Source organism: Streptomyces sp. WG7, assembly GCF_049975785.1.
GTDB lineage: Bacteria > Actinomycetota > Actinomycetes > Streptomycetales > Streptomycetaceae > Streptomyces.
In genome coordinates this window covers 89,393-108,442 of the sequence record NZ_JBNGGE010000020.1, presented here as the reverse complement: position 1 = coordinate 108,442, position 19,050 = coordinate 89,393, and the positions used below count along the sequence as shown (strand labels likewise).

General features: G+C 71.1%; 16 protein-coding genes. 11 read left to right on the top strand and 5 right to left on the bottom strand.

The features are described from left to right. The first annotated feature begins 31 nt into the window (after positions 1-31). The 5 genes from ACP4J0_RS20965 to mutM all read left to right on the top strand — a co-directional run bounded on the left by ACP4J0_RS20965 (position 32) and on the right by mutM (position 3,896). Complete coding sequence (locus ACP4J0_RS20965) at positions 32-1,132, top strand: cell division initiation protein (RefSeq protein WP_426600195.1); 1,101 nt, start codon at positions 32-34, stop codon at positions 1,130-1,132. A gap of 144 nt (positions 1,133-1,276) precedes the next feature. Beyond that, the gene (locus tag ACP4J0_RS20960) at positions 1,277-1,921 is read left to right on the top strand and encodes a YceD family protein (RefSeq protein WP_426600194.1); all 645 of its coding nucleotides are present in this window, start codon (positions 1,277-1,279) and stop codon (positions 1,919-1,921) included. Positions 1,922-1,923: 2 nt separating this feature from the next. Then, positions 1,924-2,097: a 50S ribosomal protein L32 gene (gene rpmF / locus ACP4J0_RS20955; protein WP_003951102.1), complete on the top strand. Its 174-nt coding sequence runs from the start codon at positions 1,924-1,926 to the stop codon at positions 2,095-2,097. Between the two features lie 7 nt (positions 2,098-2,104). Beyond that, a complete protein-coding gene (gene rnc / locus ACP4J0_RS20950) occupies positions 2,105-2,947 on the top strand; it encodes a ribonuclease III (protein WP_426600193.1) in 843 nt (280 codons plus the stop codon). Positions 2,948-3,035: 88 nt separating this feature from the next. Beyond that, positions 3,036-3,896: a bifunctional DNA-formamidopyrimidine glycosylase/DNA-(apurinic or apyrimidinic site) lyase gene (mutM, locus tag ACP4J0_RS20945; RefSeq protein ID WP_426600192.1), complete on the top strand. Its 861-nt coding sequence runs from the start codon at positions 3,036-3,038 to the stop codon at positions 3,894-3,896. Here the strand turns inward: mutM and ACP4J0_RS20940 are convergent. Beyond that, positions 3,886-4,290, bottom strand: coding sequence for a winged helix-turn-helix transcriptional regulator (locus ACP4J0_RS20940; RefSeq protein WP_426600191.1), 405 nt, complete (start codon positions 4,288-4,290; stop codon positions 3,886-3,888). The two genes, mutM and ACP4J0_RS20940, sit on opposite strands and share 11 nt — an antisense overlap. Before the next feature lie 95 nt (positions 4,291-4,385). Beyond that, positions 4,386-5,579: a CAP domain-containing protein gene (locus ACP4J0_RS20935; RefSeq protein WP_426600190.1), complete on the bottom strand. Its 1,194-nt coding sequence runs from the start codon at positions 5,577-5,579 to the stop codon at positions 4,386-4,388. A 195-nt stretch (positions 5,580-5,774) separates the two neighbouring features. Here ACP4J0_RS20935 and ACP4J0_RS20930 point away from each other — a divergent pair, with 195 nt between their 5' ends. From ACP4J0_RS20930 to ACP4J0_RS20915, 4 genes are all read left to right on the top strand, one after another. Continuing rightward, positions 5,775-6,056 (top strand): acylphosphatase, encoded by a 282-nt coding sequence (locus ACP4J0_RS20930; RefSeq protein ID WP_426522060.1) that lies wholly within the window; start codon positions 5,775-5,777, stop codon positions 6,054-6,056. A 378-nt stretch (positions 6,057-6,434) separates the two neighbouring features. Beyond that, the gene (locus ACP4J0_RS20925; protein WP_003973418.1) at positions 6,435-6,647 is read left to right on the top strand and encodes a hypothetical protein; all 213 of its coding nucleotides are present in this window, start codon (positions 6,435-6,437) and stop codon (positions 6,645-6,647) included. A 264-nt stretch (positions 6,648-6,911) separates the two neighbouring features. Further along, on the top strand, positions 6,912-10,466 hold the full coding sequence (gene smc / locus ACP4J0_RS20920) for a chromosome segregation protein SMC (RefSeq protein WP_426600189.1): 3,555 nt from the start codon (positions 6,912-6,914) through the stop codon (positions 10,464-10,466). Positions 10,467-10,659: 193 nt separating this feature from the next. Beyond that, positions 10,660-12,078 carry a sugar porter family MFS transporter gene (locus ACP4J0_RS20915; protein WP_426600188.1) on the top strand — a complete coding sequence of 473 codons (1,419 nt, stop codon included), beginning with the start codon at positions 10,660-10,662 and terminating at the stop codon, positions 12,076-12,078. 135 nt (positions 12,079-12,213) lie between these two features. Here the strand turns inward: ACP4J0_RS20915 and ACP4J0_RS20910 are convergent, their stop codons facing one another. Then, positions 12,214-12,600 carry a hypothetical protein gene (locus tag ACP4J0_RS20910; protein ID WP_426600187.1) on the bottom strand — a complete coding sequence of 129 codons (387 nt, stop codon included), beginning with the start codon at positions 12,598-12,600 and terminating at the stop codon, positions 12,214-12,216. 187 nt (positions 12,601-12,787) lie between these two features. Continuing rightward, a complete protein-coding gene (locus ACP4J0_RS20905) occupies positions 12,788-14,242 on the bottom strand; it encodes a cytosine permease (RefSeq protein WP_426600186.1) in 1,455 nt (484 codons plus the stop codon). 176 nt (positions 14,243-14,418) lie between these two features. Between ACP4J0_RS20905 and ftsY the strand changes: the two genes are divergently transcribed. Beyond that, positions 14,419-15,633: a signal recognition particle-docking protein FtsY gene (gene ftsY, locus ACP4J0_RS20900; protein ID WP_426600185.1), complete on the top strand. Its 1,215-nt coding sequence runs from the start codon at positions 14,419-14,421 to the stop codon at positions 15,631-15,633. A 484-nt stretch (positions 15,634-16,117) separates the two neighbouring features. Here the strand turns inward: ftsY and ACP4J0_RS20895 are convergent, their stop codons facing one another. Then, entirely contained in the window at positions 16,118-16,789 is a 672-nt protein-coding gene (locus ACP4J0_RS20895; RefSeq protein WP_426600184.1) for a bifunctional DNA primase/polymerase, read from the bottom strand. 443 nt (positions 16,790-17,232) lie between these two features. Here ACP4J0_RS20895 and ACP4J0_RS20890 point away from each other — a divergent pair, with 443 nt between their 5' ends. Beyond that, the gene (locus ACP4J0_RS20890; RefSeq protein ID WP_426600183.1) at positions 17,233-18,726 is read left to right on the top strand and encodes a hypothetical protein; all 1,494 of its coding nucleotides are present in this window, start codon (positions 17,233-17,235) and stop codon (positions 18,724-18,726) included. The last annotated feature ends 324 nt before the right edge of the window (positions 18,727-19,050 follow it).

The following is a 19,050-nucleotide window of genomic DNA, read 5'->3' as shown; positions in this document are numbered from 1 at the left end:
CAACACAGCTGTAGAGAGTGGCGAGCACACGGTGGACGTGCAGAAGAAGCTCGACGAGATCACCGCGATGGTCTCCGGCGCCCGCGCCATGCCCATGTCGGCCTCGTGCGTGGTCAACCGCGCCGAGCTGCTCTCGATGCTCGAGGAGCTGCGCGCCGAGCTGCCCGGTTCCCTCGCCCAGGCCCAGGAGCTGATCGGCGACCGGGAGCAGCTGGTCGCGCAGGCCCGCGAGGAGGCCGACCGCATCATCGAGGGCGCGCGCGCCGAGCGCGGCTCCCTGATCTCCGACACCGAGGTCGCCCGCCGCTCCCAGGCCGAGGCCGACCGGATCCTCGCCGAGGCACGCCAGGAGGCCGAGGAGGTCCGCGCCGAGGCCGACGACTACGTCGACTCCAAGCTCGCCAACTTCGAGGTCGTCCTCACCAAGACCCTCGGCTCCGTGGGCCGGGGCCGCGAGAAACTCCTCGGTACCGGACCCGGCCTCGACGAGAACGGCTACGAGGACGAGGACGCCCCCGAACGCAGCCACGACCCGGAGACCCTGCGCCGCGACGCCGACACCTACGTCGACGCGAAGCTCGGCGCCTTCGAGGCCGTACTGGCGAAGACCCTGGACGCGGTCGGCCGGGGCCGGCAGAAGCTGCACGGCCGCATCGCCACCGACGACCTCGGCGCCCTCGCGGACGACATGACCACCGTCCAGCACTCCAGCGACGCGGACTACCTCGCCGGCCTCGCGGCCCTCTCCGACGCCCCCGCCGAGCAGCCCCGGCAGCGGGAGTACGGCGAACAGCCGGCGGCGGCACAGGTACCGGCACAGGCCGTTCCGGAGATGCCGTCGCAGCAGCCGGCGTACGGCTACGCCCAGCAGCAGCCCGACCCCTACGCCGGCTACCAGCAGACCTACGGCGGCCAACAGGACCCGTACGGCTACCAGCAGCAGCCGGCGGATCCGTACACCTACCAGTACGACCCCCAGCAGCACGCGTACGACGACGGAGGCCAGGGCTACGCCCAGCAGCCCCAGCAGCCCTCCCAGCCCCCGCAGGCCCTCGACGAGACCAGCCTCTTCGACACCAGCATGATCAGCGCCGAGCAGCTGAGGGCCTACGAACAGGGGCGCGGCCTCTAGCCCGCAGACCGGCCTCACGACCGGATTGGGCCGTGAGCGAATGGTCCAGTATCCTGGCTCTTCGGTCGCGTGTACGTCCGCGATCGGCGCTGCCCGGGAACACCGATGGGCAGTCCCCCCAAGCTACGAAGACCGAAAGCAGGAATGGTTCTGAACGCGCGCCTCGACCACCGCAACCCCCTCGTGTTCGACACACACGAGCTGGGACGGCGGCCCGGTGCGCTGCAGCGCCTGACCCGCACGGTCGACGCTCCCCGGGACTTCGGTATCCAGGGAGTCATCGGAGTGCCGGAAGGCGCCCCGGTGGAACTCGATCTCCGGCTCGAGTCGGTCATGGAAGGGGTGCTCGTCACAGGCACCGCCCGTGCCAAGGCCGAGGGGGAGTGCGTAAGGTGTCTGGAGCCGCTCGAGCAGCAGCTCGCTGCGGACTTCCAGGAGATGTTCTCGTACCCTGACGCCGACGACCGGGGCCGCCCTGCGGCGGAACCGGGCGACGACGCCGAGGACGACGAGGACAGGCTCTTCGTCGAGGACGGACTGATCGGCCTCGAACCCGTGCTGCGCGACGCGGTGGTGCTCGCACTGCCGATGCAGCCGGTGTGCCAGGAAGACTGCCCGGGTCTGTGCTCCGAGTGTGGAGCACGCCTGGCGGACGACCCGGACCACCATCACGACGCCGTCGACATTCGTTGGGCGGCTTTGCAGGGACTCGCCGGTTCACTCGGAGACGGCGAGAAGGACGAGATGAGCGGCGCCGAACCTGGCGTCGACGAGAAGCAGGAGAAGTAGCCGTGGCTGTTCCGAAGCGGAAGATGTCGCGCAGCAACACGCGCCACCGCCGGTCGCAGTGGAAGGCTGCGGTCCCCACCCTGGTTGCGTGCGAGCGCTGCCACGAGCCCAAGCAGCAGCACATCGCGTGCCCGTCTTGCGGCACTTACAACAAGCGCCAGGTCCTCGAGGTCTGAGCGGCTGGTGAGAGGCACTGTGTCAGTCCCCAAGAAGGCGGAAGACGCCAAGGCGGACCCACCCGCCAAGAAGAAGGCGGACACCCAGGCCTCGTCCCACACGCTTCTGGAAGGGCGGCTCGGCTATCAGCTCGAGTCCGCCCTTCTGGTGCGTGCACTGACCCACCGTTCCTACGCGTACGAGAACGGCGGTCTGCCGACGAACGAGCGGCTGGAGTTCCTCGGTGACTCCGTCCTCGGCCTCGTCGTCACGGACACGCTGTACCGCACCCACCCCGACCTGCCCGAAGGCCAGCTGGCCAAGTTGCGGGCCGCGGTGGTCAACTCGCGTGCGCTGGCGGAGGTGGGCCGTGGGCTCGACCTCGGCTCCTTCATCCGGCTCGGCCGCGGTGAAGAGGGCACGGGGGGCCGGGACAAGGCATCCATCCTCGCCGACACCCTCGAAGCGGTGATCGGCGCGGTCTATCTCGACCAGGGCCTCGACGCGGCCTCCGAACTGGTGCACCGCCTGTTCGACCCGCTGATCGAGAAGTCCTCGAACCTCGGCGCCGGCCTGGACTGGAAGACCAGCCTCCAGGAACTCACCGCGACCGAAGGGCTCGGTGTCCCCGAGTACCTGGTCACGGAGACCGGCCCGGACCACGAGAAGACCTTCACTGCTGCCGCCCGCGTCGGAGGCGTCTCGTACGGCACCGGCACCGGCCGCAGCAAGAAGGAGGCGGAGCAGCAGGCCGCGGAATCCGCGTGGCGGTCGATCAAGACCGCGGCGGACGAGCGCGCCAAGGCGACGGCGGACCAGCCGTCCACCGAAGTCGACGAGGCCGCCGACACCTCGTCGGCCTCCGCCTGACGCACCCGTTCCTCCGCACGTCCCGAACGCCCGCCCCACTCCCGGGGCGGGCGTTCGGTTCGTCCACCGGCCCACCCGAGGGGATGCCATGCCCGAGTTGCCCGAGGTCGAGGTCGTCCGGCGCGGCCTGGAGCGCTGGGTCGCCCACCGCACCGTCGCCGACGCCGAGGTGCTGCACCCGCGCGCGGTACGCCGGCACATCGCCGGCCCCGACGACTTCGCCCACCGCCTGAAGGACCACCGCATCGGCACGCCCAGCCGCCGCGGCAAGTACCTGTGGCTGCCGCTGGAGGACACCGGTCAGGCGGTCCTCGCGCACCTCGGTATGAGCGGCCAGCTGCTGGTCCAGCCGCACGAGGCACCGGCCGAGAAGCACCTGCGCGTCCGCGTCCGCTTCACCGACGCCCTCGGCACCGAACTCCGCTTCGTCGACCAGCGCACCTTCGGCGGCCTCTCCCTGCACGACACCACCCCCGACGGCCTGCCCGACGTCATCGCGCACATCGCCCGCGACCCCCTCGACCCGCTCTTCGACGACGAGGCCTTCCACCTCGCCCTGCGCCGCAAGCGCACCACGATCAAACGGGCCCTGCTCGACCAGTCACTGATCAGCGGCGTCGGCAACATCTACGCCGACGAGGCCCTGTGGCGCTCCCGCCTCCACTACGAACGCCCCACCGCGACCTTCACCCGCCCCCGCACCGCCGAACTCCTCGGCCACGTCCGCGATGTGATGAACGCCGCCCTCGCCGTCGGCGGCACCAGCTTCGACAGCCTCTACGTCAACGTCAACGGCGAGTCCGGCTACTTCGACCGCTCGCTCGACGCGTACGGCCGTGAGGGCCTGCCCTGCCGCCGCTGCGCCACGCCGATGCGCCGCCGGCCGTGGATGAACCGCTCCAGCTACTTCTGCCCGAAGTGCCAGCGGCCGCCGAGGATCACGCCGTAGGCGTCCGCTGCGCGTCGTACCGCTCACGCGACGCCAGCACCTCGTCCATCCGTCCCTCCAGGCACTGGATGAGCGCGATCAGCCGCCCGGCCACCTCGCGCCCCAGTGCCGTGAGTTCGTAGTCCACGCGGGGCGGGTTGACGGGCTGGGCCTCGCGGTGCACCAGGCCGTCGCGCTCCAGCGCGTGCAGGGTCTGGGCCAGCATCTTCTCGCTGACACCGTCGACACGGCGCCGGAGTTCGTTGAACCGGAAAGAGCCCTCGTACAGCGCGCCGAGCGTCAGCGCACCCCAGCGCCCCGTGACGTGCTCCAGGGTGCCGCGCGAGGGACAGGCCTTGGAGAACACGTCGTACGGGAGGTCCTGCTCCTCCGTGCGCTCCTGCGTGGTCGACATACGTCCAGCGTACGTGAGCTCAGCGCGGTGCCACAGACGGCGCTGAGCCGCTGACAGCGCTCCCGGGGCTTCGGCCGCCGCCGGCCGCGGCTGTCTCAGTAGCCGAAGTTCTGGGTCCACCACGGGCCGCCGGAGCCGAAGTGGACGCCGACGCCCAGGGTCTGGAACTCGCAGTTCAGGATGTTGGCCTTGTGGCCGGGGCTGTCCATCCAGGCGTCCATCACGGCCTGGGCGTCGGCCTGTCCGCGGGCTATGTTCTCGCCCCCGAGATTGCTTATGCCGGCCGCCGCGGCCCGGTCCCAGGGTGTCGCGCCGCTGGGGTCGGTGTGGTCGAAGAAGCCCTGCTGGGCCATGGCCTCGCTGAAGTCCTCGGCCAGTTCACGCAGCGCGCTGTTCGCGGCCACCGGGCTGCAGCCCACCTTGGCCCGCTCGTCGTTGACGAGCTTGAGTACCTGAGCCTGGGCGACGGCCTGCTCCGACGCGGCGGCGGGGGCGCCGGGCCGGTCGGGCTCCTCGGTGGCCGGGCGCGAGGGTGCGGGCTTCGGCTTCGAGCCGGGAGTCCTCTCGGGCTGCCGCGTCTTCGACGGAGCCTCGGCGGGGGCGCCGGGCTTCGACGCCGGTGCCGAAGGGGAGGACGAGGGCGACGAGGGGGAGGAGGGCTCGGGCGAGGAGTCCTTCGAGGAGCCGGAGGACTCCGAGGAGCCGGAGGGCGAGGAGGACCGGTCGGTGCCGGGGCTCGTGGAGGTGTCGCCGTCGCGGCCGGTCTCGGCGCTGCCGGAGGTGCCGCCCTGCTGGGACGGAGTGTTCGTCGGGGCGTCCTGGGACCGCACCCGGTCGCCCCCGCCGCTGCCGCCGCCGATCCGGTAGTTGTCGAGGCCGGGCACCGCGCCCGTGGCCACCGCCACCGTGCCGATGGCGACCGCCGCGGAGACACCGAGCAGACCGGTGCGGACCGGAGTGGCAGCCTTCTTCCGGCGGCGGCGCCTGCCGGCGGGAGGCGGACCGTCGTCGGGGGTGAACCCGTCGCTGGGGAAGGCGACCGTACGGCCGGCCTGCGGGTGGGCTTCGCCGTCCGGACCGTCCGGCGCGAACAGGTAGGCGTCGCTCTTCGCACGGACCTCGGCGTACGCCTCGGGGTTCAGGTAGGGCGCGATGCCCATCGTGGGGCGGCCGTCCGCGTCCCGGGCCTGCGGGTCACGGTCCCGTCCCGTCGTGCCGTCCGTCTGATGGTCCCCCGCGGCGCGGCCCGTGGCGGCGCGGCCGGCGGCGGAGCGTCGGTGGCGTCCCATGTCCTGGCCTTCCTCGTCCTCGCGCTGGACGTGTCCTTGCGGTCGACGTGTCCTCGCGGTCGACGTGTCCTCATGATCAACACGGAACTCACACGTTCGGGTGAGTTTCAGGTGCGTTTCATTGGGTGGGGACGGTACCGCATGGCGCAAGGGGGTGAAGTGTCCGGCGAGACATTGACTGGTTAGGTTGCAGTCATGAGTGAGGATGTACGGCTGGTCGCGTGGGTGCGCGGACAGGTCCAGGGCGTGGGTTTCCGCTGGTTCACGCGGGCCAGGGCGCTGGAGCTCGGCGACATGAGTGGTTTTGCTCTCAATCTGGCCGACGGGCGCGTCCAGGTGGTCGCGGAGGGGCCGCGCGAGCGCTGCGAGGGGCTGCTCGACTGGCTGCGCGGTGACGACACGCCCGGACGCGTAGACGGCGTGACCGAGATCTGGGACACACCCCGTGGCGGCTACGAGGGCTTCGCCATCCGCTGACGCGAGGCCGCGCGGAGACCTCCGTTCCGGGTGTCACCGTCTCCGGGGAGGTGTCCGCGGCGGAAAACGAGCAGGTGGTTGCCAAGGGCGGCCTGTCATGGCAGGCTCCGCACGCAGGATGATCGCCACGCCCCGAGGGGCCCGCAGGAGTCGCCGCGTCGCCGTTCCGAGGCCGCGTGCCCCCGGGTACCCGCCGATACGGGGCGTGATCGTGTTGACCGTCAAACTTTTTGGTGAGACGCTGAAAGCCCCGCGCACCTTAGCTGTTTGGCATGGTTGAACGGCAGAGAAAACTCCAAAGTGCCAAGCACCGCGGGTGCGATTCCCTCACGACCCACACCGCTTCGGTCGGTCACTCATTGTGGAGGACCATCCATCATGGCAAAGGCGCTTCTCGGTTACGTCGGCGGCTCCGACCCTCGACTCCTCGCCGAGATGCGACGGCTCCAGCAGCGCGTCCAGGATCTGGAATCCGAGCTCGGACGGATCCAGGCGGAGAACGACGCGTTGGCGGCTGCCGCTTCTCACGACAGGATCATGGAGAGCATGGAGAGCGTTGACGCACACCAGGCGGAGCCTGCGCTCACCTGATCACTGCATCACTCCACTACGGCACAGCAGTGGTTCGGCTTGCCCGTAAAACCGCTCAGGTGTCAGAGTCTGCAAGGGACGCTTCGGCGTCCCTTCTTTCTTGCCCCCGCCTTCGCCCGCCTCCGCCGTCCGGCCGTCTTTTTCTCCCCCGCGCATCCTTTCACCCTCTTCAACGTCTGATGTGCCCTGGACGTTCACTGGTGAAACCGCGGCGGTTCACCCGTTCATGGAGTGAGACACCCGTGAAAGGTAGAGTCCGACGGCGTGCACCTGAAGGCCCTGACCCTCCGCGGGTTCAAGTCGTTCGCCTCGGCGACCACGCTCCGGTTCGAGCCGGGCATCACCTGCGTCGTCGGTCCGAACGGCTCGGGCAAGTCCAACGTCGTCGACGCGCTCAGCTGGGTCATGGGCGAACAGGGCGCCAAGTCACTGCGCGGCGGCAAGATGGAGGACGTCATCTTCGCCGGCACCACCGGCCGCCCGCCGCTCGGCCGGGCCGAGGTGTCGCTGACCATCGACAACTCCGACGGGGCGCTGCCCATCGAGTACGCCGAGGTCACCATCACGCGGATCATGTTCCGCAACGGCGGCAGCGAGTACCAGCTCAACGGCGACACCTGCCGCCTCCTCGACATCCAGGAACTGCTCTCCGACTCCGGCATCGGCCGTGAGATGCACGTCATCGTCGGTCAGGGCCAGCTCGACTCCGTCCTGCACGCCGACCCGATGGGGCGCCGCGCCTTCATCGAGGAGGCATCGGGCGTCCTCAAACACCGCAAGCGCAAGGAGAAGGCGCTCAGGAAACTGGACGCGATGCAGGCGAATCTCGCGCGCGTGCAGGACCTCACCGGCGAGCTGCGGCGCCAGCTCAAGCCGCTCGGCCGGCAGGCGGCGGTGGCGCGACGGGCCGCCGTCATCCAGGCCGACCTCCGGGACGCGCGGCTCAGGCTCCTCGCCGACGACCTCGTACGGCTGCGCGAGGCGCTCCAGGCCGAGATCGCCGACGAGGCCGCGCTCAAGGAACGCAAGGACGCCGCCGAGCAGGAGCTGGGCAGGGCGCTGCGCCGCGAGGCGGACTTGGAGGACGAGGTGCGCAGGCTCACTCCGCGCCTCCAGCGCGCCCAGCAGACCTGGTACGAGCTGTCCCAGCTCGCCGAACGGGTGCGCGGCACCATCTCGCTGGCCGACGCACGCGTGAAGAGCGCCACCTCCGTTCCCCCCGAGGAGCGGCGCGGGCGCGATCCGGAGGAACTGGAGCGCGAGGCCGCCCGCGTCCGCGAGCAGGAGGCCGAACTCGAAGCGGCCCTGGAGGCGGCCGAGCACGCGCTGGAGGACACGGTCGCCCACCGCGCCGACCTCGAACGCGCACTGGCCCTGGAGGAACGCCGCCTCAAGGACGTCGCCCGATCCATCGCCGACCGCCGCGAGGGGCTGGCCCGGCTCAGCGGCCAGGTCGGCACCGCCCGCTCCCGCGCCGCCTCGGCCCAGGCCGAGATCGAGCGGCTGGCCGAAGCACGGGACGAGTCCCGGGAGAGGGCCGCCGCCGCCCAGGAGGAGTACGAGGCGCTCCAGGCCGAGGTCGACGGGCTCGACGCCGGTGACCAGGAACTCGCCGAGCGGCACGAGGCCGCCAAGCGTGGGCTGGCCGAGGCGGAGGCAGCCCTGAGCGCCGCCCGCGAGGCGGCCACCGCGGCGGAACGCGAGCGCGCGGCGACGCACGCCCGCCGTGAGGCTCTCGCCCTCGGACTGCGCCGCAAGGACGGTACCGGCGCGCTGCTCGCCGCCAAGGACCGGCTCACCGGCCTGCTCGGCCCGGCCGCCGGGCTCCTCACCGTGACGCCCGGCCACGAGGTCGCCCTGGCCACCGCCTTCGGCGCCGCCGCCGACGCCCTCACGGTGACCTCCCCGGCAGCCGCCGCCGACGCCATCCGCCTGCTGCGCAAGCAGGACGCCGGCCGGGCCGCCCTGCTGCTCGCCGGCGCCCCCGACGACATGGCGCGGGAGCCGTGTGGCGAGGGACCGCCGTACGCCGCCGACCTGGTCCGCGGACCGGCCGACCTGATGCCCGCCGTACGCCGGCTGCTGCGCGGGATGGTCGTCGTCGCCACCCTGGAGGACGCCGAGGACCTCGTCTACGCGCATCCGGAGCTGACCGCCGTCACCGCCGAGGGCGACCTGCTGGGCGCCCACTTCGCGCAGGGCGGGTCCGCCGGGGCGCCCAGCCTGCTGGAGGTGCAGGCCTCCGTGGACCAGGCCGCCGCCGAGCTGGAGGAACTGGGCGTGCGGTGCGAGCGGCTCGCCGAGGCGCAGGCCGCCGCCGGCGAGCGGCGCCGGGAGTGCGCCGCGCTCGTCGAGGAACTGGGGGAACGGCGCCGGGCCGCCGACCGGGAGAAGTCCGCCGTGGCCCAGCAGCTGGGCCGGCTCGCGGGGCAGGCGCGGGGCGCCGCCGGGGAGGCCGAGCGGTCCGCCGCCGCGGCGGCCCGGGCGCAGGAGGCGCTGGACAAGGCGCTGATGGACGTCGAGGAGCTGGCGGAGCGGCTCGCCGTGGCGGAGGAGATGCCGGTCGAGGAGGAGCCCGACACCTCCGCACGCGACCGGCTCGCCGCCGACGGCGCCAACGCCCGCCAGACCGAGATGGAGGCCCGCCTCCAGGTCCGTACCCACGAGGAGCGGGTCAAGGGCCTCGCCGGGAGGGCCGACTCCCTGGACCGTGCCGCCCGCGCGGAACGCGAGGCACGCGCGCGTGCCGAGCAGCGGCGGGCCCGGTTGCGGCACGAGGCGGCCGTCGCCGAGGCGGTCGCCGCCGGCGCCCGGCAGCTGCTCGCGCACGTGGAGGTCTCCCTGACCCGCGCCGACGAGGAGCGCACCGCCGCCGAGGCCGCCAAGACCCGGCGCGAACAGGAGCTGACCGCCGCGCGCACCGCCGGGCGCGACCTCAAGGCGGAGCTCGACAAGTTGACGGATTCAGTTCACCGGGGCGAGGTACTCGGCGCCGAGAAGCGGCTGCGCATCGAGCAGCTGGAGACCAAGGCGCTGGAGGAACTCGGTGTGGAACCGGCGGGGCTCACGGCCGAGTACGGCCCCCATCAGATGGTGCCGCCCTCGCCCCCCGCCGACGGCGAGGTGCTCCCCGAGGACCCCGACCACCCGCGCAACCGTCCGCGGCCCTTCGTCCGCGCCGAGCAGGAGAAGCGCCTGAAGGCCGCCGAACGCGCCTACCAGCAGCTCGGCAAGGTCAATCCGCTGGCCCTGGAGGAGTTCGCGGCGCTGGAGGAACGGCACCAGTTCCTCAGTGAGCAGCTCGAGGACCTGAAGAAGACCCGTGCCGACCTGCTCCAGGTCGTCAAGGAGGTCGACGAACGCGTCGAGCAGGTCTTCACCGAGGCCTTCCGGGACACGGCCCGGGAGTTCGAGGGCGTCTTCGGCAGGCTGTTCCCGGGCGGCGAGGGGCGGCTGATCCTGACCGACCCCGACAACATGCTCACCACGGGCGTGGACGTCGAGGCCCGGCCGCCGGGCAAGAAGGTCAAGCGGCTCTCGCTGCTCTCGGGCGGGGAGCGCTCGCTGACCGCCGTGGCGATGCTCGTTTCGATCTTCAAGGCGCGGCCCAGCCCGTTCTACGTCATGGACGAGGTCGAGGCGGCGCTCGACGACACCAATCTCCAGCGGCTGATCAGGATCATGCAGGAGCTGCAGGAGGCGTCGCAGCTGATCGTCATCACGCACCAGAAGCGCACGATGGAAGTCGCCGACGCGCTGTATGGCGTGTCCATGCAGGGCGACGGTGTGTCGAAGGTCATCAGCCAGCGGTTGCGCTAGCTCCGAGCACGTTAGCTTCAACTCTTGAACACGTAACCCCTCCCTGCATCGCCAAACTCACAGCTCTCTTCCTATTGACTTCGATACTTGAAGGCATAGTCTCTGCAACGTTGCTTTTACCTTCAGGTTCCTTTTATCGGTATCTCGAAGGCGAACCACCCCGGCAGCGTTGCCGGTAGCCCGAGGAGTACACGTGGCCAGCACATCGCAGGCACCCAAATCAGGAGCCAGGACGGCTCACCCCGATCATCTCGGGCACGTCATCTTCATCGCGGCGGCCGCCGCGATGGGCGGTTTCCTGTTCGGTTACGACAGTTCCGTGATCAACGGTGCCGTCGAGGCCATCCGGGACCGCTACGACGTCGGCTCCGCGCTACTGGCCCAGGTCATCGCCATCGCGCTGATCGGCTGTGCCATCGGTGCCGCGACCGCCGGCCGCATCGCCGACCGCATCGGACGTATCCGCTGCATGCAGATCGCGGCGGTCCTCTTCACCGTCAGCGCCATCGGCTCCGCACTGCCCTTCGCGCTGTGGGACCTCGCCATGTGGCGCGTCGTCGGCGGCTTCGCCATCGGCATGGCCTCGGTGATCGGCCCCGCATACATCGCGGAGGTCTCCCCGCCTGCCTACCGAGGCCGGCTCGGTTCCTTCCAGCAGGCCGCGATCGTCGTCGGTATCGCGGTGTCGCAGCTGGTCAACTGGGGTCTGCTGAACGCCGCCGGCGGTGACCAGCGCGGTGAGCTGATGGGCCTGGAGGCCTGGCAGGTCATGCTCGGCGTCATGGTCATCCCGGCCGTCCTCTACGGCCTGCTCTCCTTCGCCATCCCCGAGTCGCCGCGCTTCCTGATCTCCGTCGGCAAGCACGAGCGCGCCAGGCAGATCCTCGAAGAGGTCGAGGGCAAGGAAGTGAACCTCGACGCCCGCGTCGCCGAGATCGAGCACGCCATGCACCGCGAGGAGAAGTCCTCCTTCAAGGATCTGCTCGGCGGCAGCTTCTTCTTCAAGCCGATCGTCTGGATCGGTATCGGCCTGTCGGTCTTCCAGCAGTTCGTCGGCATCAACGTCGCGTTCTACTACTCCTCGACGCTGTGGCAGTCGGTCGGCGTCGACCCGACGCAGTCCTTCTTCTACTCCTTCACGACGTCGATCATCAACATCGTCGGCACCGTGATCGCGATGATCTTCGTGGACCGCATCGGCCGCAAGCCGCTCGCCCTCATCGGCTCGGTCGGCATGGTGATCGGCCTGGCACTGGAGGCCTGGGCGTTCTCCTTCGACCTGGTCGACGGCAAGCTCCCGGCCACCCAGGGCTGGGTCGCCCTGATCGCCGCCCACCTGTTCGTCCTCTTCTTCGCCCTGTCCTGGGGCGTGGTCGTCTGGGTCTTCCTCGGCGAGATGTTCCCGAACCGGCTCCGCGCCGCCGCGCTGGGCGTGGCCGCTTCCGCGCAGTGGATCGCCAACTGGGCCATCACCGCGAGCTTCCCGTCGCTGGCCGAGTGGAACCTCTCCGGCACCTACGTGATCTACACGATCTTCGCCGCGCTCTCCATCCCCTTCGTCCTGAAGCTCGTGAACGAGACGAAGGGCAAGGCCCTGGAGGAGATGGGCTGACCGCCCCACCCCCGCACTCGGGGAGAAGGGCCAAGTCCCCGCTGCCCCTCTCCTCGTACCGTCCGCCGCCCCCGGTCCCGGCTCACCGCCCGGACCGGGGGCGGCGGTGTCGTACGTGCGCGTCCGGCGGCCGGCTCACCAGATGATGACTCCGCCGCCGATCTCCAGGGCCTGCCGGGCGGACTCGTCGATGATGCGCAGCCGGTCCTCGATCTGACCGCGGTGTTCCCGCACCGACCGAGGGTGGTCGGTGCCGGCCGCTATCCGGTCGAGATGGGACCGCAGCAGGGCGACCTCGCGCAACAGGTCCGGTACCTGCCTGTGCTCCACGTCCAGATCCCGTTCGGCCAGGACCGGCAGGAGGCGGGCGCCCAGCGAGCGAACCAGGTCCGACCCCCACACCGTGGTGCGCCAGGACTCGAAGCCGCCGGAGTTGTAGGCGTCCTCGTCAGGGAAACGCCTGGAACCGTCCGGTTGCCGACGAAGACCTTCACCAGCAGGCTCATGGACGCGGGTGACCACCCCGGGACGGGGCGGGTAACGGGTTATCGCCGTCGAGGGCGGCGGGCCACGGGCCACGGGCGGCGGGCCACGGGCGGCGGGGCCACGGGCGGCGGGGGTACGGAGCGCGACGCCCCTCGCCCCACCCGGTGCCGCTCGAGAAGCAGTCCTCGGTGCCGGGTGGAGAAGGGGGCGTCGGCCGTGTACGTCAGACGGTCGCTGCCTCGGGCCGCTCGGTCCGGTCCGAGGCAGCCGACGCGGGGACGACCACGGCGGGCTTCGGCAGCACCGCGTACAGCAGGCCGGAGATCAGCACCGTGGCCACCCAGCCGAGGCCGTACTCGCCGATGACGTTGTTCGCGGCGAGGGGACCGGTGAACCAGTCGGACGTCGTGAACATCAGGCCCGCGACCAGCCCCACCGCCCAGGCGGCGACGGCGGCGGGGGAGAAGCCTCCGCGGTACCAGTAGGCGCTGGTGCGGCCGGTGTCGGCGAGGGCCTCGCCGTCGTACTCCCTGCGGCGCAGCATGTCCACGCCGAAGACGCCGACCCAGGCGGAGAAGGCGACCGCGAGCAGCGACAGGAAGGCGATGAAGGAGCCCATGAAGCTGGTCGCCACCAGCATCAGCACCCCGCCGAAGACCAGCGAGATCACGGCGTTGACCGAGACCGCCCAGTGCCGGGGGACCTTGATGCCCAGCGTCTGCGCGGTGAAGCCGGCCGAGTACATCGACATCGAGTTGATCAGCAGCATGCCGATCAGCGCGATGAGCAGGTAGGGCACCGCGATCCAGGTCGGCAGGATCTCGCCGAGGAAGGAGACCGGGTCGGCGGCCGAGGCCAGGTCGGGCGTGGAGACGGCCATGACCATGCCCATCAGGACCATGGGCAGTACGACGATGCCGGCGCCGCCGATGGTCACGCCCACGATCCCCTTCGAGGAGGCCGTGCGCGGCAGGTACCGGGTGAAGTCCGGGGCGGACGGGATCCAGCTGACGCCGCCGGCCGCGATCAGGCCGACGCCGGTGATCATCGCGGCGACCGAACCGGCGGACCGGTCGAAGACCGCGGACCAGTCGGTGTCGACGACCAGGTAGGCGAGGACCAGCACCGAGAAGGCGCCGAAGAGGTACGCCGCGTACTTGTTGCACTTCTGCACGGCGTTGATGCCCAGCCCGGAGATCGCGAACGTGGCCACGACGAAGGCGAGCAGCGTCACCATGTCGAGCACGCCGTTGGCGCGGATGCCGAACACGATGTCCAGCACGGTGAGCAGCGCGTAGGCGCCGGTCACCGCGTTGATCGTCTCCCATCCCCAGCGGGCGATCCAGATCAGCGAACCCGGGAGCAGATTGCCCCGCTGCCCGAAGACGGCCCGGGACAGCGCCATGCCGGGAGCGCCCCCGCGCTTGCCCGCGATGCCGATCAGTCCGACGAGTCCGTACGACACGACCGGTGCGGCGCCCGCGACGACGAGGGCCTGCCAGAAGTTGAGCCGGTATGCCACGACCAGGCTCGCGCCCATCGTGAGCAGCAGCACGCTGATGTTGGCGCCGACCCAGGTCGGGAAAAGCTCACGGGTCCGGGCGGTGCGCTCGTGATCGGGCACCTGCTCGATGCCACGGGTTTCCAGGGCGCCTTCGGTCTCGGCGGTCTTGCTCATGTGGGGGGTCCGTGCCTCGATCGTGGGAGAAGAGGGGGCGGTCGGGACTCTACGCGCGTTGACGTGGCCTCCTCCATCGTACTTTGATCCGACTCCTTCCTTCCAGTGGCCTTTGTCCTTTGGAGGAAGTCACAAGGGGCGGTCTCCGGGGACCCATGACTGATACTGGACGGGTTATGGAAATCGTCATCCTTGCTGTAGTCATCGCCGTCGTCGTGATCGGCGCGCTCGGCGGGCTGATCGTGGGCAGCCGCCGCAAGAAGCAGCTGCCTCCGCCGCCCCCCGCCGCGCCCGACATCACCGCCCCTCCGGCCGAACCCCACGTCGGCGAAGAGGCCGAGACGCCGCGCGACGAAACGCGCCGGACGATAGAGGAGGTCGACCTCCCGGACGGCGGCACCGCTCCCGCCACCGTCGAGGAGCCGCCCGTCGTCGAAGAGCTCGAGATCCCGCAGATCGAGGTTCCCGAGCCCACCGCCGGCCGTCTGGTCCGGCTCCGTGCCCGCCTCTCCCGCTCGCAGAACGCCCTCGGCAAGGGCCTGCTCACCCTGCTCTCCCGGGAGCATCTCGACGAGGACACCTGGGAGGAGATCGAGGACACGCTGCTCACCGCCGACGTCGGCGTGCAGCCCACCCAGGAGCTGGTCGAGCGGTTGCGTGAGCGTGTGAAGGTGCTCGGCACCCGCACGCCCGAGGAACTGCGCGGCCTCCTGCGCGAAGAGCTGATCACCCTCCTCGGGCCCGAGATGGACCGCGAGGTCAAGACGGAGCCCGCGTCGAGCAAGCCCGGCATCGTGATGGTCGTCGGGGTCAACGGCACCGGCAAGACCACCACCACGGGCAAGCTCGCCCGCGTGCTGGTCGCCGACGGCCGCAGCGTCGTCCTCGGCGCCGCCGACACCTTCCGTGCCGCCGCCGCCGACCAGCTGCAGACCTGGGGCGAACGGGTCGGCGCGCACACCGTGCGCGGCCCGGAGGGCGGCGACCCCGCCTCCGTCGCCTTCGACGCGGTCAAGGAGGGCAAGGAGATGGGCTCGGACGTCGTGCTCATCGACACCGCCGGCCGCCTGCACACCAAGACCGGTCTCATGGACGAGCTCGGCAAGGTCAAGCGCGTCGTGGAGAAGCACGCGCCGCTGGACGAGGTGTTGCTCGTCCTCGATGCCACCACCGGCCAGAACGGCCTGATCCAGGCGCGGGTCTTCGCCGAGGTCGTCGACATCAGCGGCATCGTGCTCACCAAGCTGGACGGCACGGCCAAGGGCGGCATCGTGGTCGCCGTGCAGCGTGAGCTGGGCGTGCCGGTCAAGCTGATCGGGCTCGGCGAGGGCGCGGACGACCTGGCGCCGTTCGAGCCCGGGGCGTTCGTGGATGCCCTTATCGGCGACTGACTCCTCCCTCCCTGAAGCCTCCCTGGAGGGAGGGATGGGATTCCTGGCTCGGGCGGCCTCCTGGAGCGTGTCCCAGGAGGCCGCGCGCCCTTGGCGCCGTCCGGGCCGGGCCCGGCCCGGACGGGCACGACGCCTGCGGGACCCGTGTCCCGAGGGTGCACCCGGCACCGGGTGTTTCGAGGGCGGAGCGTTCGGCGGCGGATCGTGCCGCCTGCCGGGCCGCGGTGCGCCCCGCCCCCAGCCAGAGCACCTCACCGTCAGAGCACCTCACCGTCAGAGCGTGCCGCCGTCAGAGCGTGCCGCGCACGCGCGCGGGAAGCGCCCGCCCGTTTGCTGCCGGGCGGCCCGCCCTTCGACGTGCGGATGGTGGTGCCGGTGGTGCCGATGACGGGCGATGCCGGCGGTGCCGATGACGGCGATGCCGAGGATGCCGGTGGCGCCGATGACGACGATGCCGGCGGTGCCCGCGACCGCGGCCGGAGGCCTACGCCCGCGACCGATGGGCCACGTACGCCAGTGTTCCCAGCAGCAGCCGTGCCGCCGGCGGCCTGGTCGCCGAGTCGAGGGCCGGCGGACGCAGCCAGCGCACCGGTCCCAGGCCGCCGCGGTCGGAGGGCGGGGCCGTGATGTACGTACCGGGGCCGAGGCCTCGCAGGTCCAGGGCGGAAGGGTCGTCCCAGCCCATGCGGTAGAGCAGCCGGGGCAGTTCGGCGGCGGCGCCGGGAGCGACGAAGAAGTGGGAGCGGCCCTGCGGGGTCACCGTGACCGGGCCGAGCGGCAGGCCCATGCGCTCCAGCCTGGCCAGTGCCCGCAGCCCGGCCGGCTCGGCCACCTCGATGACGTCGAAGAACCGTCCGACCGGCAGCATCACCGCGGCCCCGGGGAACTGGCCCCAGGCCTCGCCGGCCTCGTCCAGCGTCGCACCGGCGGGCACCTCCGGCGCGAAGCCCAGCGGATGCGCGCCGGGCTCCGGGCAGTCGCGCCGACCGCACGAGCAGACGCCCGCGGCGGCCCGGGCGCCCGGCACCACGGACCAGCCCCACAGTCCGGTGAACTCGGCCACGACGGTGCACTCCGACGCGCGGCCTCGGCGACGTGCGCCGGACCGGATGTCCCGCATACCCCGACTGCCGCCGATGCCGATCGTGAAGCCCATGCCCCCTCCAACGGGTCGACGCAACGGCGGTTACGCAGCGGACGTGAAACGTGACTCTCTGCTTCCAACTCCCCAGTCCGGCGCGGTTCACGCAGCGTTCGGAGGCACTCCGGGTGGTGTGCCCGACCGTGCGCGCCCCGGCGTGCACCGTTGCACCGACTCCCGGTTGGCCTGTGTCAAGTGAATCGTGCGCAGACCACTGGGAGTTCATCCGAAGGGGTGGCGAATGGTGGCGATTCCGCAATCGCCATGGCTGGACCGTGATCACCGGATTACTTTGTGTGCATGGAGCCTTGGGGCACATGCCCTTGTGGGTATGCCGGAGGCAATGCGGCTTTCCGTTCGGAGGGTGGCATCCGCCGGACGGACGACCGTAACCACCGGCATTCTGATAGGGCTTGGCGCACTCAGCGACAGGTGGTCTCAGAGATGGGGGCGTTCCAGTGAGCGGCAACGGCGGAAGCGGTACGAGCGCGGCAAGCGCGTCGCCTGCTGACAAGCGCCCCAACGAGCTGCTCACCTCCTGGTTCGCCCGCAGCGGCTGGTCCAAGGGTGAACTGGCCCGCCAGGTCAACCGCCGGGCACGCCAGTTGGGCGCCGGTCACATCTCCACGGACACCTCACGCGTGCGCCGATGGCTCGACGGCGAGAATCCGCGCGAGCCGATCCCGCGGATCCTGTCCGAGCTGTTCTCCGAGCGCTTCGGCGTCGTCGTCTCCGTCGAGGACCTGGGCCTGCGCTCCACCCGCCCGACGCCCTCCGCGACCGGCGTCGACCTGCCCTGGACGGGCCCGCAGACCGTGGCCCTGCTCAGCGAGTTCTCGCGCAGCGACCTCATGCTCGCCCGGCGCGGCTTCCTCGGCAGCTCGCTCGCCCTCTCCGCGGGCCCGTCCCTCATCGAGCCCATGCAGCGCTGGCTCGTCCCCGCGCCGCCGGCCACCGCTTCCGGACACGAGCCCGCGCCTGCCACGCGCGCGCGTGGCCGCCTGTCCAGGCCGGAGCTGGACCTGCTGGAGTCCACCGCCGTGATGTTCCGCCGCTGGGACGCCCAGTGCGGTGGCGGCCTGCGCCGCAAGGCCGTGGTCGGCCAGCTGCACGAGGTGACCGACCTCCTGCAGGAACCCCAGACGGACGCCACCCGGTCCAGACTGTTCAAGGTCGCCGCCGAACTCGCCGAGCTGGCCGGCTGGATGTCGTACGACGTGGGACTGCAGCCCACCGCGCAGAAGTACTTCGTCCTCGCCCTGCACGCCGCCAAGGAGGCCGGTGACCGGCCGCTCGGCTCGTACATCCTCTCCAGCATGAGCCGTCAGATGATCCACCTCGGCCGGCCCGACGACGCCCTGGAACTGATCCACCTCGCGCAGTACGGCAGCCGGGACTGCGCCAGCCCCCGCACCCAGTCGATGCTGTACGCGATGGAGGCCCGCGCCTACGCCAACATGGGACAGCCCGGCCGCTGCAAACGGGCCGTGCGCATGGCCGAGGACACCTACACCGAGGCCGACGAGTGGGACGAGCCGGACCCCGACTGGATCCGCTTCTTCTCCGAGGCCGAGCTGCACGGGGAGAACAGCCACTCCTTCCGCGATCTCGCCTACGTCGCCGGCCGCAGCCCCGCCTACGCGTCCCTGGCCGAGCCGCTGATGCGCCGCGCGGTGGAGCTGTTCGCCAAGGACGACGAGCACCAGCGCTCGTACGCGCTGAACCTGATCGGCATGGCCACCGTGCACCTGCTGCGCCGCGAGCCCGAGGAGAGCACCGTCCTGGCCGTCGAAGCGATGAGAATCGCCAAGAAGGTCCGCTCCGAACGCGTCAACACCCGCATCCGCAAGACCGTCGACACGGCTGTACGCGATTTCGGCGACCTCGGCGAGGTCGTCGACCTCACCGAACGGCTCGCCGTCGAGCTGCCCGAGACCGCCGAAGCGGTCTGACCTCCCCCACCAGCCCCGGCCGCGGCCGGCCCTCCCGAACTGCCCGACTCGGCTCCCCCATGCCAGGTCACTCGGAGGCCCGCCGCGGCCGGGCCCCTTTGCGCGCCTGAGCCGGCGCCGCTCTCGCGGAGGTGGTCGCTCGCCGTGGGGGCTGCTCAAGTGGGGGTTGCGGCTGCCGTCGGGAAGGGCGGGTGACGGTAGCGGTGACGCGGTTCGCGAACCGGCTGTTCATCCACGCGTAACACGCACAGCGCCTTCGTCACGGCGGCGAAACAGCGAGGGGCGCCCACCGAAACCGCGCTGCGCCAATCTCATGGCGCATAA